Origin of the sequence: Dysgonomonas sp. Marseille-P4361 (assembly GCF_900343125.1) — a bacterium.
Lineage (GTDB): Bacteria > Bacteroidota > Bacteroidia > Bacteroidales > Dysgonomonadaceae > Dysgonomonas.
This window is the reverse complement of sequence record NZ_OPYL01000002.1, coordinates 484,982-502,223: the sequence shown is the minus strand read 5'-3', so window position 1 is coordinate 502,223 and position 17,242 is coordinate 484,982. Positions and strand designations below refer to the sequence as shown.

Sequence of the window (17,242 nt, the reverse complement as noted above, 5' to 3'; positions counted from 1 at the left end):
CAAATAAAAGTGAATTTAATCAACACATTTTACATATTGAACCGAAAGACGATCTATTTTATCATTTTTTAGCAAAAAGATGGTTAATAAGAAAGTATTTTCTGATATATAATCTACAGCTGTTTGCTTTTCTATAATGTTTCTGGTCAAATTATATTTCTTGAGAAAATCTTTATCTTGCCCTATTTGATAAAGCAATTGTTTTCTCTTTTTTTTATCAATTTGCTCTTCCCAAAAACCTTGAGGTCTTCTAGTAAAATTGTTATAGTAATCTTGTCGTAAAAGATTGAATAAATCAATGCCTTTTGATAATAAGAAAGAATGCAGGTATCTAAACAAATCCTCTAATTGATATCCTCTGTGTGGTAAATTATGAGATTTATAATATTGCCCTATTTCATCAAACAGTTCGAAATATCGACCTTTATATTCATTATCAAATAGGGTATTCATTGTTAACGAAAAACGCCCACTATTCCAAAATTTCTCCAATGCATGCTCTGCCTCATGTATACGTCCAAGATCTTCTTCTGAAATATCAGCATTATATTTAATCTCATAAGGTGCTTTTGCTTCGTATTCATAACCATACTGAGCTGCATTTTTACGGAGATTCGTACCTCTCAACATTTTCAGAAAGCCTAATTGTACCTCCTTAGCTCCTAAGCTAAATACATCATTGAACGACTTGACAAAACGATCGAGAGATTCATAAGGTAATCCTGCTATTAAGTCCAGATGTAAGTCAATACGTTCTCCATCCATCAGTTTCTTTACATTATCGTATAGCAAAGGAAAGTTTTGCTTCCTTCTCACAGCTATATTAGTAGGCTCGTAGGTTGATTGTATTCCAACTTCAAATCTAAAATACTTTCCCGGTAAATTTGTGTTTAAGTAGTCGATCATATCCTCTTTGAGCAAATCAGCATAAATTTCAAACTGACAACTCAGATTCTCACGATGATTTTTTATCAAAAAATTGAAAATACTATATGTATGTTCTTTATTTAGATTAAATGTTCTATCCAGAAATTTTATTTGTTTAGCATCACTATTGATTAAATAACCTAGATTACCTAGAGTGTAATCCATTGAAAAATAACGAACACCTTTTTCTAAAGAAGACAAGCAGTATTGGCATTGATAAGGGCATCCTCTCGATGTTTCGAAATATACCATTCTATTTTTCAACTCATCCCTATCTCTCTCTAAACTATAAGGAGATGTTAATTGCACCAGTTTCTCCAGATCAGCTTGAACAATGACTTTGCTAATGTGCTGTTTATTAGAAACTCCTTCTATTATTGCATCTTTATTCCCTTGCTCTATAACAGAAAGAAGCTCTCCTAGTACAAATTCCCCTTCTCCACTTATAATATAATCAACACTCCAATTATCTAAAAAGAATTCAGGTTCATAAGTAACTTCGGGACCTCCGAGTATAATTATCAGATTCGGCTTTCGTCCCTTAAGAATAGATATAAGTTCTCTGGTTTGTTCTACATTCCATATATACACCCCTATTCCTAATACATCCGGCTCTTGTACTAATAGCTCTGTAGCTACAGTCTCCAGTTTTTCCTTTATTGTATATTCTACAAAATCGATATCAAACTGATCCTTATTTGCTACATACAGCCAACGAAGGGCTAAAGATGTATGAATATATTTGGCATTTAATGTCGTAAGAACTGTCTTCATTTCTTTATTTTCAGAGAACAACAAAGATAATAACTTAATTTGTCTATTTTAAACAAAAGAGGCTAGTTTCAAAACCAGCCTCTTTTGATATAATTGACATGAATTTATTATTTAATCTTTTCGATTATAGCCTCTAATGCATTTGACAAACCTTCAATATTTTTACCACCGGCTGTTGCAAAATGAGGTTGTCCACCACCTCCACCTTGGATATGTTTAGCTGCATCTCTGATTATTTGAGAAGCATTCAATTCATGATCTTTTACAAGATCGTCAGTGATCATCAATGTTAACATTGGTTTATTTTCCGCATCTGTTGCTCCTATAAATACTGCATTTTTAGGAAATTCTCCTTTTATTTGGAAAGCAATATCTTTAGCTATATCAGCTGGAATAGAACCATTAAGAATGAAAGCATCAATTCCATTGATTACTTGTTTTTTCTTAATCACTTTTTCCTTCAGTTGCACAGTCTTTTCTTTCACATATTCTTCCATTTTCTTTTTCAACTCTGCATTCTCTTCAAAGAATTTATGCAACGTCTGAGTCAGATTAGGAGCATTATTGAACAGTGAACGAATTTCTGATAAAACTTCTTGTTGTGTATAGAAATAATCTTCACAAATTTCAGCAGTGATCGCCTCCACACGGCGGATACCTGCAGCGATAGAACTTTCATTTATAATGCGGAATGAACCAATACGTCCCGTAGATGAAATATGAGTTCCCCCACACAATTCTATCGAATCACCAAATTTGATAACACGTACATCGTCACCATATTTTTCGCCAAACAATGCCATTGCACCCATTTCTTTAGCCTCTGCTATAGGCATATGACGCATTTCTACACGAGTTATATTTTCGCGAATTTTAGCTGTTACTATACGTTCTACTTTTCTGATCTCTTTATCTGTCATCTTTTGGAAATGAGCAAAGTCGAAACGTAGAACTGTTGGTGAAACATATGAACCTTTTTGCTCTACATGGCTACCCAATACTTCTCTTAAAGCTTCGTGCAATAAGTGAGTAGCAGTGTGATTACACTCTGTAGCTGTACGATTTTTGATATTAATACGGGCTACAAATCCAGCTGTAACATCTTTAGGCATCTTCTTAGCTAAATGAACAGCTAAGTTGTTTTCTCGTTTCGTATCAAATATCTCGACTTCTTCATCACCATTAATCAGCCAACCACTGTCTCCTACCTGACCTCCCATTTCGGCATAGAAAGGAGTACGACTTAACACAATCTGGTAATATTCACTATTCTTTTGTTTTACTTTTCTGTAACGAAGTATCTCTGTGTCACATTCAGTAAAATCATATCCAAAGAATTCTTGTTCTCCATCTTTAACTGTAACCCAGTCGCTTGTTTCTACAGCTGCAGCATTACGTGCTCTGTCTTTTTGCTTTTGCATTTCTGTATCAAAGCCTTTCTGATCGACTGTCATATCATTCTCACGTAAGATTAATTCTGTCAAATCAAGAGGAAATCCATAGGTATCGTACAAGGTGAAAGCATCTGCTCCGCTCAATATCTTTTCGTTTTTCGATTTAGCTTCTGCAATTTGCTTATCCAATAATTTTATACCTGTATCAAGTGTACGTAAGAAAGACTCTTCTTCTTCTTTGATAACTTTTTCGATCAACGTTTGCTGTTGAACTAACTCAGGATAAGCTTCGCCCATTGTTTCTATCAGGGCTGGAATCAGTTTATACATGAAAGATTTATGCTGATCTAAGAATGTATAGCCATAACGTACTGCACGACGCAATATACGACGAATTACATAACCGGCTTTTGCATTAGAAGGCAACTGCCCATCTGTTATAGAAAAAGCAATTGTACGAATGTGATCTGCTATAACTCGCATTGCTATATCTTTCTTCTCATCCTGACCATAAACTGAGCCGGACAATTCACCTATAGCTTTAATAATAGTTTGGAAAACATCGGTGTCATAATTCGAAGTTTTGCCTTGTACAGCCATACACAGACGCTCGAATCCCATACCTGTATCAATCACTTTTGCTGGTAGTGGTTCGAGTGATTTGTCTGCTTTTCTGTTATATTGCATAAATACAAGGTTCCAAATCTCGATAACTTGAGGATGGCTTTCGTTTACTAAAGTCAGAGCATCTACCTTTGTCCGTTCTTCATTAGAACGTAAATCTATATGAATTTCAGAACATGGACCACAAGGACCTGTATCTCCCATCTCCCAAAAGTTATCTTTCTTATTACCATTAATGATTCTATCTTTAGGTAAATACTTCTCCCAATAGCCTGCAGCTTCATCATCACGAGACAACCCTTCTTCTGGACTACCTTCAAAAACTGTTACATACAAACGGTTCGTATCTAATTTAATCACTTCTGTAAGATACTCCCAGGCCCATTCTATCGCTTCTTTTTTGAAGTAATCGCCAAATGACCAGTTACCTAGCATTTCGAACATAGTGTGGTGATAAGTATCATGTCCAACCTCTTCCAAATCGTTATGCTTACCACTTACACGAAGACATTTCTGAGAGTCGGCCACTCTGGGATATTTTATAGGGGCATTTCCCAATATTATATCTTTAAACTGGTTCATTCCCGCATTGGTAAACATCAATGTAGGGTCATCTTTTATAACCATGGGAGCCGAAGGCACAATCTGATGTCCTTTTGAAGCAAAAAAGGATTTGAAAGATTCGCGAATTTCTTTAGAAGTCATCATATTTTAAATTATCTATCAACAAATTAGCAAAGAGGCAAAGTACATTAAATTTATATCTTTACTAATTTTAATATCGTTATTTCCTTATTTGGGTTTCTTAATATATACAATTTGCAAAAATAGTTCAAAAACTTTACTTTTGTCGAACTTGTCAAAATAAAAATACAAGTTAGCAGCGAATGAAGCGAAAAGTATATTATAGATACAATCCGCAAACCCTTACTTATGACAGGATCTATCCTAGTATGACGGATAAGATCATTACTATTTTCAGACATATGATATCTGGAATAGTAGTTGGTATAGCTGCAATATTTATTATTGTTTACTTTTTTGGTACTCCCTGGAGTATGGAGCGGGATAAGAAAGACCGCCTTAAGGATACACAAATAGAAATTTTATCGAAAAGAGCTGACGAGATGGCTGCCGTGTTGCAAGATATTCAACAACGTGACGATAACCTGTATCGTGCCATCTTTCTTTCCGATCCTATTCCCTCTTCTATCCGAAGTTCGGGAGTTGGGCCAAACAGTAAATATGAATATTTATCCGAATTATCAAATTCTGACCTGATTATACAAACATCGAAAAAGATGGACTATATAGCAAAGCAACTATACATTCAGTCCAACTCGTTTGACGATGTTTTAGAAATGGCCAGAACGTATAAGGATAAACTGCAACATATTCCAAGTATACAACCTGTACCAAGCAAATTCTTGAAACAAATGGCTTCGGGATATGGCTTAAGAATTGACCCTCATTATGGAACAATAGCATTTCATAGTGGGATGGACTTCTCTGCCAATATAGGAGTTCCTGTTTATGCTACAGCCAATGGAACAGTTTCGTATGTTGACTGGAAACAAGGTTATGGAAAGTGTATCATAATAGATCATGGATACGGGTATGAAACCTTATATGCCCACCTCAACAAATACAATGTTCGTGTAGGGCAAAAAGTTATCAGAGGAGAGCAAATTGGAGAAGTAGGAAACACCGGTAAATCGACAGGACCTCACCTACATTACGAAGTTCTGGTAAAAGGTCGCCCCGACAATCCGGCAAGATATTACTTCAACGATTTAACTCCGGAGGAATACGACAAGATGCTTCAAATAGCTGCCAATCATGGGCAAGCAATGGATTAATATTTTCTATGAAAAAGATAGATTTCGAAAATAGCAATCGTCTATACTACTCTATAAAAGAAGTTGCTGCTCACTTCGATGTTAGAGAATCTCTTCTGCGTTTTTGGGAAACGGAATTCAGTTCGATCAATCCCCGAAAGACGGATGGAGGAGTAAGACAGTATACCCGCAAAGACATAGAAGATATCTCACTTGTTTATCATCTGGTAAAAGAAAAGGGCATGACCTTGGAAGGTGCAAGACAGACCTTAAGTCATAAAAAAGATGAAATAACACGTAAACTTCAGGTGATAGAAAAACTTGAAGGGATAAAAAAAGAGCTAGAAAGCCTTGAAAAAGAATTTGACAGCCCAAACTGATATTGTCCTTTTCATTATAAAATTAAACAACTCTTTCCTTTAGAATTGGAAGTAGATAAATGGTTGAGGCCCGCTAGATGCTGTAGCAAATACCAGCCAGAATACTAATCCTGCAATTGTTGCTTTTCCAACTAAAGGAATAGCATTGAATCCCGATTTTACAGAATTAACAAAATTCTCCGGTAGGAAATGCATTATATACCCTATTGCTATTAGAATAAATACATTTTGATACCCTTCCAAAACAACTAACCATTCGTTAGGAGAGAAAGTCAATTTACTTATATTCGTTATCACATCAGCAGCAGATTCGAAGCTCGAAGCCCGGAAGAATATCCAACAGAATGCGACAAAATGAAACGTCAGTAATATACAGACTATTCGTGTAAACCAATTATCCGGAACTTTTATAATCTTCTTAAAGAACCTTTCTACAACAAGGATAGCTCCATGTAAACCTCCCCATACAACAAATTTCCATGATGCTCCATGCCACAATCCACCTATTAGCATAGTCATAAATAAGTTAAAGTAGGTTCTGATCTTACCTTTGCGGTTCCCTCCCATAGAGATGTATAAATAATCGCGCAGCCACGAAGATAATGACATATGCCAACGACGCCAGAACTCTGTAATTGACTGAGACTTATATGGAGTAAGAAAGTTTGGAGGAATCTTAAAACCCATCAGTAAAGACAATCCTATAGCCATATCAGAATAACCAGAAAAGTCGCAATATATTTGCAGTGTATAGCCATACACCGCCATTAAGTTCTCGAACGATGAATAAAGCATTGGAGCATCAAAAACTCTATCTACAAAATTTGTTGAAATATAATCGGAAATAACAGCTTTCTTTATTAATCCTATCAAAATAAGAAATATAGCCATTCCTGCCTCTTCCTTGGTAAGCTTAAGTTTTTCTTTCATCTGAGGAAGAAAATCTTTGGCTCGAATAATAGGCCCTGCTACTAATTTGGGAAAGAACGTAATATAAAAGCAGAAATCCAATAGAGAGTCAGCTGGCTTCATCTCTTTTCTATACAAGTCTACACCATAGCTTATAGCCTCAAACACAAAGAATGATATACCAATAGGTAGAATTATATTCTGCAAGGCAAAATCACCATGAAGCAAAGCGTTTAAGTTTTGTATAAAGAAATTAGTGTATTTGAAGTAGGCTAACATCAACAGATTACCCACTATAATAATAGTCAAGTATATTTTCTGTCTCGATTTACTTTTCGATTTGTACATTGCCACAGCCAACAGATGGGTGACGACCGCACAAATAACTAATAAGACAAAATAATTGAGTGTAAAGTGAAAACCAAACAGGTTTATATCCATTGTGTCTCCACCAGCTAAGTAATAGAAGTAAAGAGAAAATGCAATAAGGTAAACTTTTCTGAAATGATCGTGGTTCTTACTTAATATATATATAGCATATACAACGAAAAAGAAACCTAAGAAAAATGCGCTATTGAATAATAGACGATGCTCCGGATTGAAAACCAATAGTGGTGAAACCTCATCTATGATCTTATTTATATAGTCTGGTAAATAAAAATTACCTAATCCCTCTAACATTATATTTCTGTTGTTTTATTGTTTTTCTTAAAATTATTATATGCCGACAAGAAATCAGACATAAATAATTCTCCTTGAGCTTGATATCCATCCACTGTATAGTGAACCTTCCTGCGATCCATCATTCTAGCAAACTGTCCTTTAGATGCTATTCCTGATGCTCCTCCCATGCGTGTATACAAGTCCCAGACTGGCAAATAGTCTAATCCCATAAGTGCTGTACTATAATTGGATATATATGTATTTACACGTGTACGTCTGAACATTGAAGGGGGCGGAGTCATCACCAAAACTATAGCATCTTGATTTTGTTCTTGTATATTTCTTACAAATTCATTTAACTGATATACATATTCAGATTCAGACATTTTTGCAAAAGACTCATTTGTACCAAACGAGAGAATAATCAGGTCCGGATCCAACACAGGTAACTGCTTAAAAAACAAGGGGTATTTAGCATAATCTGACATTTGAGCTCCATTCACACCAATAGTATGATAAATAACTCCCGGTTTGCTGTTCTCTATTACTAACCCGTTTAATGTATATTGAGACTGATTACCTTTTGGGGCAATAGTAACCCTATTTAACAAAGATTCGCTTGTGTATGATGAAACAAATGGACTTGATATCATTTCTACACAATTCATACTGTCTAATTTTATATTAGCTTTCTGCGTTTTAGGAGTTACCGATTTACCAACTACAGGTATTTTTAATCTTTGGTTTGTTCTGATCATATTAGATTTCAACCCATTTGCTCTTTTCAACTGAGCAACAGTTACCCTATATTTTCTTGCAATGACAGACAAACTTTCACCGCTTTTCACTTTATGATAATTAAAACCTGTAGAGACACTACTTCCCGCTACGTTTGACACTAATAATGGCTCTACTGAAATTGACATTTGAAATTGAGGTTCTTCTGTTGGATATATTACCTTAACTGTATTAAATTCATATCCATCCTCAACCGTAAATTGTAGAACACAATCTTGTAGAGGAGTATACAATGCTATTCCACTCAGTCCTACCGCAACGTCCGACACTGGCGATACATTTCTCTGACTTTGCCAGACAGCATTGCTTTTATATTTCACGCAACGTGGACCATTCGTTTTTATTAATGAATAAGGAAAAGTTAAACCAAAGCCTCCATTACCAAACTTATACTGTAAGCCTTGGCGAATTGTATTCGTAAAAAAATCGGCTTGAATATGAGAGTCTCCAATATGAACTATATTCACTTTGTTACCTTTATTCGTCTCCAATTCATAGAGTTTCTCAAAAAGGGGAAACAATAAAGCTTGATTAGCAAAAACATTTGCACCTTCTTCCATACTGTTCTTATCTGGTTCCTCTTTAGCATAAGCATTTTGAGTAGAACAGATAAGAAGTAATATAAAAACTGAGTAAAATGTTTTTTCTAATTTATTCATTATTAAATTACTCTACTGTTTGATTTTCTTCTTTATACTTATTATATCCTTTTAGAATCTCATCATATATAAGTTTCGCTACTTTTCTTGATCCCGATGCATTGAAGTGTGTATAATCTTTTCCAGCAAGCCCATCGTCCACCCAAGTTATCATAGAGCCATCTCCTCCCATTAAACTATATAGATTGATGTAACCTGAATTAGTTTTACGGGCATAACTCTTTTGCGCTTTTGCCAGAGGCAACACAGCAGGATCAGTCTTCATCTCTCCATCTATTTTGGTTGCCTTATCAGCTGTAGAGATGATAAGGAAGTCTGCATTTGGAAAACACTTACGAAGATTATTCACAACAGTTGTCATATTCTTATCATACCAACCATAATTAGTTGATCCGTAGCCTAAAACATTTGCACCATAGTGCAAGACAATAAGATCGTAATTAAATATATCGTCAAAGGCATTCATCAGAGAAGGATTCAGTATCGACAAAGGAAGCCCCGAATTTCCTCGGATAGAGAAATTATCCACATGCACCCCTACTCCATTATCGAAGCTAAACCCATAGATAGGAATTGAATCAGACTCAAGAAAGTCTACTTGTAAAGATTTCACATTCTGAGGAGTAACGGTAAGTGTATTCAACAATCTTGTAGGGTTAAGCTCTTTTGTATAAACAGAATCTTTGCCTACTTTAACTGAGATATATCCTCCATTATTGCTCGAACGGCCATAAAATAATGTTGGTTTGTTCAGCATTGTAGAATGTCTTTGACCTTGTGCTCTGTATTTTACCCAATGTGAATCAACTGTATCGTTTGCAAAGAATACTTGTCCGTCTATACCAAAAGGAGCTAAAGGCTTCTTTACTTTTACAAAAGATTGTGTCTGCCATTTTTTCGAATACTGGTGAGATACTGATCCCCTTGCTCCGGCAGATAAGGATGTGATAGAAACGAATCCAACACCTTGCCCTCCATACGTATCTTGAAACAAACTACGAACATCTTGAACGATAAAATCACCATCGTTCATAGAATCTCCAAAATATCCTATTCTAACCTTTCTGGATTTATCATTTTCAAGGGCTTCCAGCTTCGCATAGAAACGTTGAAGATTTTGATATCCTTCAGCACTAAGTGATGGATCAAAATTTGCATCAACATTCATTGTTATCTGTATACTGTCCTTTGTACCAACCCTTGTCGAATCTGATGTTACTATCTTAAGAGTATCTACATTGAGCGTATCTAATGCAGTTTCAAGATCGATGGTATCACTCTGAGCAATAAGCGCCATACTATCCATCAGGATATTTTCATTTACAACAACCTTTTCAGGAAAAAGTCTGGATGGCAAGACATTTTTGAAAATCAAGAAAATCACAATAGATAAAACAAGAAAAAGCATTGTTTTACCAAAATATGATTTATCTGAAGAAGAACTCACTGTCAGCAACTTATATTTTATTTATGATTATTAAAGCCTTTTATAAAAAGTAATGCAAAGCTAGTGACTTTATCCGAGATACAAATCTGAGATAATAGTTTTTTAGTTATATTTTATTTAATAAATACTGTTTTGGTTGATCAACCTTGATCTACTCTGTAGATTGCAAAACCTCTTTAAGCTGATCTGGAATATAGATAAAACCAAAAGCACCAAATCCTACAACCTTAGAAGTTCCTTTATCCTCAACACTAATAGTAGAAAATAAGAAATAATTTGAATAATTCATATATGATTCCAAGATCTGATCTAGCAAAGTATCCACATGAGGAGTCGATTTTTCACTAGAATATTCACTAACTCCTATAGAAGAGTCTACAATCTCTACTATTTTATTTTTATATCTTTCTTTGCTTGGATTGGTTATAATAGCAATGAGTAATATTAGGATAACGATATATCTCTTCTTAAAAAGATTTACTTTCCCCTGTGTGTTTTTTCTTTGCTCGTAGCGATTCTCTATTTCTTTAATATCTCTCATCAATTTCCAATATTTATAAAGTAAAGTTTGTTCCTTTATATTCCCTTATCAAAAAGTTTCCCAATATTTATTCTTGGCTTTACCTTTCGATTTTTTCACTCCTTCAATAGGAAAACCAATAACAAAACTGTTTGTATAGTGATGCGTTTGTATATTTTGCACTTTAGTTTGATACCAAGAACCTAAATACCCTACTCGTAACGTATATGTGTTTATCGGAATATCTACTGTTATGTAATTACGCAAAGCTCGTTGATTGTGTAGGGAGGCAAAATTAACCACATCTACAGTATTACCTAAAGATATTTCGTAATACGACTGCCCATATCTAGGAGAAAACAAGACTCCCATAAATGGTGTATCAAGCTGCCATCGTATTCCGCAATGATTTAACTTATAAGAAGCCTGTAGCGAAAGATTCAGATTAGAATAAGCCCGAGCAGTAGCTGGATTATTTCCATTACGTTCATTATAAAGCACACCCGCATTAATGTCCCATAAACCGCCTATTCCAACTCTTAATCCATTGGAGTTATATACTCGATAATGTCCTCCTAAACTATAACTAGCAAGAAACCAATATTCAGATGCATTCTTTGAAGGATTATCTCCTTTGGATAAATCAATTTCGAATAACTGTTGTTTGTAGAATTTATAATCGAACCATGTCGTCCTCCTCATTTGTTCGTACATCAGATGAATAGAGAAACCTTTATATTCTAATGGCGACAGGTACGTATCATACATATTAGCTGTACCAATAGATGCCGATAGAGTATTGTTTGTTTTTAGTTCAGGAAAAATCAAAGAGTCTATATTTAATGGCTCTGACAAAAGAGAAGTTCTTCTTTTTTGTAGTAACTCGTTACTTATCTTTTGTTGAGCATAGGATGCGCACATCACAAAAGAAAGAAATGAGAATAAACATATTATTTTACTCTTGCCCCTCCTTTTCATTACCCTTGAATAAAGACTGTTGTCCTGTTATTTCATCTATAATATCTGAAATAGGCCGATTATCCACATCTTCATCTTCATCATCTATTTTCACCTCAAACTTCTTCTCTTCTTCTTCCTCTGGTTCAGGAAAACGGACAGGCTCCAATTCTTTAATTTCAGCAATTTCGAATGTTGACAACCGTTTACCTTTAGCTTTAAAACCTTTGACTGCGATAAATTCATCTGCATCAATCTCTAAAGCCTCTCTAAAACTATCTTTTCCTCCAAAAACAACTTGAATCCGAGGATACACTACATCTGTCAAAATTTCCAGTTTAGAAGCAGGATTTTCACCTAAAAAGTTTTGTTTTTTATTCGATGCTTCAAAGGTAAAACGCTTCAGATACATATATTGCTGATCAGCGTCAAACAATACAGCTGTCCAGTTCTTATTCGAGTTAAATTTCTCTATGCGTATAATTCCTCCTTCGTAATGATTTGTCACCTCAAAACCAGTCGTATAGAATTCTCCATTCTTATGGACAACTAATATCTGATCTTCACTTTGGAATTCGCCTAAATAATTACCTCTACCATCATAGTTCAGACGCAAAACATCCGGATCGAACCACACTTTACGTCCTCCCAACGTAGATGCTCCTTTTTGTTTAAGAGAAATCTTATGTACCTCAGCTTTGGTCAAAATATTACCCATAGACTGACGACCTTTGATAGCTATCTCGCTAAAATCCTTTTCAAACACCAGTATCTTTTGACGCGGTTTAGGTTTCAGTATAACTCGTATTGTTTCAGCCTCTCCATTTGGATTGGCACTAAAATACAACACCTTAGAACCATTTTCACCTTGCGTTACATCATATTCTTTATCACGTGTGATACCAGTTACTGCAAAACGCTTAATGTATGCAGCTCCTAACTTCCCATGTCTATAGACAACATTATAGATTGTACGTTTATCGTTACGACGGAATACATATAAATACAAGACATTCTTGCCAACGAACATTTTATCGCTTACCTTCACTATCTTATATTTACCATCTTTATAGAAGATAATAATATCATCTATATCAGAACAGTTGCAAACAAATTCATCTTTCTTTAAAGCAGTTCCGATAAATCCTTCTTCTCTATTGATATAAAGCTTTTCGTTCGCCTCAATGACTTTTGTTGCCTCTATCGTATCAAAGCTTCTTATCTCTGTTTGACGAGGGAAATTTTTACCATATTTATCTTTCAACATTAGATACCAAGAGATTGTATAATCGACAATATTTTCAATATTATGATTTATTTCCTCAATCTCTTCTTTATATCTTGCGATTAGATCATCTGCTTTATCAGAATTAAACTTGAGAATACGTCCCATCTTTATCTCCATCAATCGAAGAATATCTTCGCGAGTAACTTCTCTAATAAAAAGTTCAATGAATTTAGAGAGACGTTTATCGATATGATCAATAGCAGCATCCATATTCGGTGCATTTTCGAACTCTTTATCTTTATAAATACGCTCCTCTATAAATATTTTCTCTAATGAAGCAAAATGCAAACTCTCGTGTAACTCGTTTCTCTGAATTTCCAGTTCCAGTTTCAACAAGTTCAATGTATTATCTGTCGTATAGCGTAGAACATCACTAACTGTTAGAAAATACGGTTTATTATCTTCAATTACACAACAGTTTGGTGATATACTAATCTCGCAATCTGTAAAGGCATACAGAGCATCAATAGTCTTATCCGAAGACACTCCCGAAGCCAAATGAACATGTATCTCAATGTTCTGTGCTGTAATATCATCAACCTTACGGATCTTTATTTTACCTTTATCATTTGCTTTGAGAATTGACTCTACAACCGACGATGATGTTCTTCCGAAAGGAATATCACTAATCACCAAAGTTTTATTATCCAACTTTGATATTTTAGCCCTAATCTTTACTGATCCGCCACGCTCGCCATCATTGTACTTACTTACATCGATATATCCTCCCGTTTGAAAATCAGGGTATATTGTAAATTCTTCACCTTGAAGATGCGACACTGCAGCTTCACACAACTCATTAAAATTGTGAGGAAGTATTTTGGAAGACAATCCTACAGCAATACCTTCAGCACCTTGAGCCAATAGTAAAGGGAATTTAACAGGAAGAGCAATCGGCTCCTTGTTACGCCCATCATAAGAAGGCTTCCAGTCGGTTGTTTTAGGATTAAAAAGAACTTCTAATGCAAATTTAGATAAACGAGCCTCGATATAACGAGGAGCAGCAGCTCCATCACCTGTAAAAATATTACCCCAGTTACCCTGACAATCGACAAGCAGGTCCTTTTGTCCGAGTTGCACAAGAGCATCCCCTATCGAAGCATCTCCATGTGGATGGAATTGCATCGTATGACCAATAATATTTGCAACCTTATTGTATCGCCCATCATCCATCCGTTTCATCGAATGCAAAATACGACGCTGCACAGGCTTCAAGCCATCTGCCATATGAGGAACAGCACGCTCTAAAATTACATAAGAAGCATAATCCAAGAACCAATTTTGAAACATTCCAGACAAATGTAACTGACTATCAATCCCTTCTTTTACGGGAACTTTATAGTCAGAATGGGAAGACTCATCTCCTTCATCTTCCACAATAGGATCTTCATTATTTAGGTTCTCAGGTTCTTCAATAATATCTTCAGGAAACATATATTGTAATCGTTATTAATAGGAAAAAACTCGTCCAAAGATAGCTTTTTCCATTCGGAATTCAAAATAGATAGGACTAGTATAATATGAGAAAAAAATAGTAATTATCCATATGTATTATTTAACAAAACAGGATTATTTATAATATATAAATAAAATATAACTCGATGAAAATAACTACATTTACGCTTTCATCAAATTTCAAACCTTATGATAATCAATGAAAAATATATTTCACAACGCATTACAGAACTAATTAAAACAAAGCAAAGCTCTCAACGGGTTGAGCAAGTTAAACAAGATAAATTATATAGAATAAAGCTACTTTTTCCAAAATGGCTTAGAAGTTTTATTTTCCACCCTTTCAACCCAGCCTATTCTATATATTTACAAAATAAACAAAGCAAGAAGTTGAATAAAAACAACTTCATACAGCTTGAACAATTAAACCTATATGCGACTAATTTTATTAAATACATATTCCTAAACAAAGTCGATTTTGACACTAGCTTATATTACAAGAAAGAAGATGAAGACGCAATTGTTGAATTTATAGATAATCGTATAAAGTCATGCCTTAACGGGTATAATACTATTCCAGTTACTTCACCAGAAGTGAAAGAAGCTATTGAATGGGATATTAATACTCGGAAAGCAGTTAAAGCAACAAAGAAAGGCTACTGTTTATCATTAGACCATACAAAGTACTACTTACCATACAACAATTTTGCTGAAAATGTATTTCTCCACGATTATGGACTAAAGTACCTACCTCAAGAAACAATCAACTATATAAAAGATAAAGATTTTCTAGACATTGGGGCTTTTATAGGTGATAGCGCTCTCCTTTTCTTAAAAAAATACAGTCCACGACAGGTATATGCTTACGAACCTATCAATTCTAATATAGAATTACTGAGTAAAACTCTAGTGAACAATACTGTCAACGATATTCAGATAGTAAAAAAAGGAATTGGAGACAAAGAAGATGTCATTGATATACACTTTGACCCAACCGAGTTATCTAACAGTTCGATCAATAGTGAGGTTACAAATAACCTTTCAGAAACACAAAGAGTACAAATATCCACGATAGACAACGAATGTAAAAATCGAAAAACAGGCTTGATCAAGATGGATATTGAAGGTGCTGAATTTTCAGCAATTTCAGGAGGCATGGAGACGATAAAAAGAGATAAACCTGTTTTATTAATATCAATGTATCATACAGGAAAAGATTTTTTTGAGATTCCCCCACTACTCAAAAAGATTGTCCCTGAATACAAATTCCGTTTTATGAATCTTAGGCTATCTCATCCATTCTTCGAAAAAGTTCTAATAGCTCACATCTAAGCATCCATAACATCATTGTAACATGACAAGGTTATCCTAAATAAAGAAGCAGCTAATAGAAATATTAGCTGCTTCTTGGCGGTATGGACGGGACTCGTCTAAAATAAATTAATATCTGTAAATCAACACCTTGCTATTAGTCAATAAAACTAGTTCTCACTATTTCCCCATTTATACATCTTTTGATTATAAAATGGCTCTCTAGATTATAATCTTATTTTTTTGTTTTCAATTTGAAGTTTCCTAATTCTTTGAGTGAAGGACTGATCCGAGATAATTTAATAAGCCAGTTATCTTTGTCTAGATTTCCTATAAATTTCACATCATTATTATACATGACTATTTCATTCTCATTCCTTTTAAAATACATTATTTCAACTTCCTTATTTTGAAAAACTGTGTCTGATCTTTCTGATATAACCTTAATTGTTTTCACATATTCATCCAAATTGTTATTTTTTAATTCTATAATTAATTTACTTTCTAAAGGTCGTTCTGTTGGATGGTAGAAGATTCCATTATTTTTCACACTCAAAGTATAGTCCCCTCTTGGACTAATACACTCTTGATTTGGAATTATATACCTTTTAAACTCATTTTCTACTTCTTTTATTGATGAAATAGAATAAACAAGATTATTATATGCACAATTAGAGTTTTCAAATTTTAGAATTTCATCATAATATGTAATATCTCCTTTTTTGGTTATTTCTATATTTTTTATTATAGGATTATTATCTACATTATAACTAACAAGAGGAAATGCTCTTAAAATATCATTGAATGACATGTGAAAATTTTCTTCTGTTACATTATCTGATGGTTTTAAATCCGTAGATACCCACTCTGTTCCTGATAATATATTATCCTGATAATCATCTTCATTCTCCGAGTTACAAGCTGTCAGAGCAATAGTAAAAGATAGATACAAAGTTAAATTTTTGACTAATTGTTTCATTTTATTTGATTTATATTTAATCTAAAGTTACTTTTTTAATAGCTTCCACCCAAACCATATTGATATTAGGACAAAGAGTATGATAGAAAACTCTTTGTTACTTTTTAGAAAATCCCCAAGTCCATATATTATAGCTATGATTATCAGGGCTATGATTATCTGCCCAAAACAAGCTAAGCTTTTGTTGTCTTTCTCTTTATCATCTTTCATAATTTTCTTTTTTTTAAGCCATACTTATAAAAGAAGATGTGGCATTCACTTGAATGAGCCCAAGGCATTACCACATACCTAAACCACAAAACAAGGAAGCCACACCTAT

At 34.3% G+C, this 17,242-nt stretch carries 13 protein-coding genes; 3 read left to right on the top strand and 10 right to left on the bottom strand.

Annotated elements, in window-relative coordinates; all coding sequences use genetic code 11:
* Nucleotides 1–15 precede the first annotated feature (15 nt).
* Together DHU68_RS05935 and alaS are read right to left on the bottom strand one after the other, a co-directional pair.
* On the bottom strand, nucleotides 16–1,701 hold the full coding sequence (locus DHU68_RS05935; RefSeq protein ID WP_108822050.1) for a B12-binding domain-containing radical SAM protein: 1,686 nt from the start codon (nucleotides 1,699–1,701) through the stop codon (nucleotides 16–18).
* 107 nt (nucleotides 1,702–1,808) lie between these two features.
* Entirely contained in the window at nucleotides 1,809–4,427 is a 2,619-nt protein-coding gene (gene alaS, locus DHU68_RS05930) for an alanine--tRNA ligase (protein WP_108822049.1), read from the bottom strand.
* Between the two features lie 179 nt (nucleotides 4,428–4,606).
* On the opposite strand from alaS, the gene DHU68_RS05925 reads away from it, so the two are divergent.
* The gene (locus DHU68_RS05925; protein WP_108822048.1) at nucleotides 4,607–5,578 is read left to right on the top strand and encodes a M23 family metallopeptidase; all 972 of its coding nucleotides are present in this window, start codon (nucleotides 4,607–4,609) and stop codon (nucleotides 5,576–5,578) included.
* A gap of 8 nt (nucleotides 5,579–5,586) precedes the next feature.
* Nucleotides 5,587–5,937 (top strand): MerR family transcriptional regulator, encoded by a 351-nt coding sequence (locus DHU68_RS05920; RefSeq protein ID WP_108822047.1) that lies wholly within the window; start codon nucleotides 5,587–5,589, stop codon nucleotides 5,935–5,937.
* Nucleotides 5,938–5,976: 39 nt separating this feature from the next.
* On the opposite strand, the gene DHU68_RS05915 is transcribed toward DHU68_RS05920, so the two are convergent.
* From DHU68_RS05915 to DHU68_RS05890, 6 genes are all read right to left on the bottom strand, one after another.
* Nucleotides 5,977–7,527: an MBOAT family protein gene (locus DHU68_RS05915; RefSeq protein WP_108822046.1), complete on the bottom strand. Its 1,551-nt coding sequence runs from the start codon at nucleotides 7,525–7,527 to the stop codon at nucleotides 5,977–5,979.
* The gene (locus DHU68_RS05910; protein WP_108822045.1) at nucleotides 7,527–8,966 is read right to left on the bottom strand and encodes a LysM peptidoglycan-binding domain-containing protein; all 1,440 of its coding nucleotides are present in this window, start codon (nucleotides 8,964–8,966) and stop codon (nucleotides 7,527–7,529) included. Before DHU68_RS05910 ends, DHU68_RS05915 begins: the two co-directional genes overlap by 1 nt.
* Before the next feature lie 7 nt (nucleotides 8,967–8,973).
* On the bottom strand, nucleotides 8,974–10,413 hold the full coding sequence (locus DHU68_RS05905; RefSeq protein WP_255412459.1) for a GDSL-type esterase/lipase family protein: 1,440 nt from the start codon (nucleotides 10,411–10,413) through the stop codon (nucleotides 8,974–8,976).
* 151 nt (nucleotides 10,414–10,564) lie between these two features.
* The gene (locus tag DHU68_RS05900; protein ID WP_108822044.1) at nucleotides 10,565–10,954 is read right to left on the bottom strand and encodes a hypothetical protein; all 390 of its coding nucleotides are present in this window, start codon (nucleotides 10,952–10,954) and stop codon (nucleotides 10,565–10,567) included.
* Nucleotides 10,955–11,002: 48 nt separating this feature from the next.
* Complete coding sequence (locus tag DHU68_RS05895; protein WP_108822043.1) at nucleotides 11,003–11,911, bottom strand: DUF3316 domain-containing protein; 909 nt, start codon at nucleotides 11,909–11,911, stop codon at nucleotides 11,003–11,005.
* Nucleotides 11,889–14,612, bottom strand: a complete 2,724-nt coding sequence (locus DHU68_RS05890) for a DNA gyrase/topoisomerase IV subunit A (RefSeq protein ID WP_108822042.1) — start codon at nucleotides 14,610–14,612, stop codon at nucleotides 11,889–11,891. Before DHU68_RS05890 ends, DHU68_RS05895 begins: the two co-directional genes overlap by 23 nt.
* A gap of 411 nt (nucleotides 14,613–15,023) precedes the next feature.
* Here DHU68_RS05890 and DHU68_RS05885 point away from each other — a divergent pair, with 411 nt between their 5' ends.
* On the top strand, nucleotides 15,024–15,965 hold the full coding sequence (locus tag DHU68_RS05885; RefSeq protein WP_160111084.1) for an FkbM family methyltransferase: 942 nt from the start codon (nucleotides 15,024–15,026) through the stop codon (nucleotides 15,963–15,965).
* Between the two features lie 214 nt (nucleotides 15,966–16,179).
* Here DHU68_RS05885 and DHU68_RS05880 read toward each other — a convergent pair whose 3' ends face one another.
* The gene (locus tag DHU68_RS05880; protein WP_108822040.1) at nucleotides 16,180–16,923 is read right to left on the bottom strand and encodes a hypothetical protein; all 744 of its coding nucleotides are present in this window, start codon (nucleotides 16,921–16,923) and stop codon (nucleotides 16,180–16,182) included.
* A gap of 27 nt (nucleotides 16,924–16,950) precedes the next feature.
* Nucleotides 16,951–17,133, bottom strand: coding sequence for a hypothetical protein (locus DHU68_RS05875; RefSeq protein ID WP_108822039.1), 183 nt, complete (start codon nucleotides 17,131–17,133; stop codon nucleotides 16,951–16,953).
* Nucleotides 17,134–17,242 lie beyond the last annotated feature (109 nt).

Coding starts and splice junctions, on each gene's coding strand:
- DHU68_RS05880 (WP_108822040.1), bottom strand. CDS start 16,923: ATGAAACAATTAGTCAAAAATTTAACTTTGTATCTATCTTTTACTATT.
- DHU68_RS05910 (WP_108822045.1), bottom strand. CDS start 8,966: ATGAATAAATTAGAAAAAACATTTTACTCAGTTTTTATATTACTTCTT.
- DHU68_RS05875 (WP_108822039.1), bottom strand. CDS start 17,133: ATGAAAGATGATAAAGAGAAAGACAACAAAAGCTTAGCTTGTTTTGGG.
- DHU68_RS05890 (WP_108822042.1), bottom strand. CDS start 14,612: ATGTTTCCTGAAGATATTATTGAAGAACCTGAGAACCTAAATAATGAA.
- DHU68_RS05915 (WP_108822046.1), bottom strand. CDS start 7,527: ATGTTAGAGGGATTAGGTAATTTTTATTTACCAGACTATATAAATAAG.
- DHU68_RS05895 (WP_108822043.1), bottom strand. CDS start 11,911: ATGAAAAGGAGGGGCAAGAGTAAAATAATATGTTTATTCTCATTTCTT.
- DHU68_RS05900 (WP_108822044.1), bottom strand. CDS start 10,954: ATGAGAGATATTAAAGAAATAGAGAATCGCTACGAGCAAAGAAAAAAC.
- DHU68_RS05925 (WP_108822048.1), top strand. CDS start 4,607: ATGAAGCGAAAAGTATATTATAGATACAATCCGCAAACCCTTACTTAT.
- DHU68_RS05935 (WP_108822050.1), bottom strand. CDS start 1,701: ATGAAGACAGTTCTTACGACATTAAATGCCAAATATATTCATACATCT.
- alaS (WP_108822049.1), bottom strand. CDS start 4,427: ATGATGACTTCTAAAGAAATTCGCGAATCTTTCAAATCCTTTTTTGCT.
- DHU68_RS05920 (WP_108822047.1), top strand. CDS start 5,587: ATGAAAAAGATAGATTTCGAAAATAGCAATCGTCTATACTACTCTATA.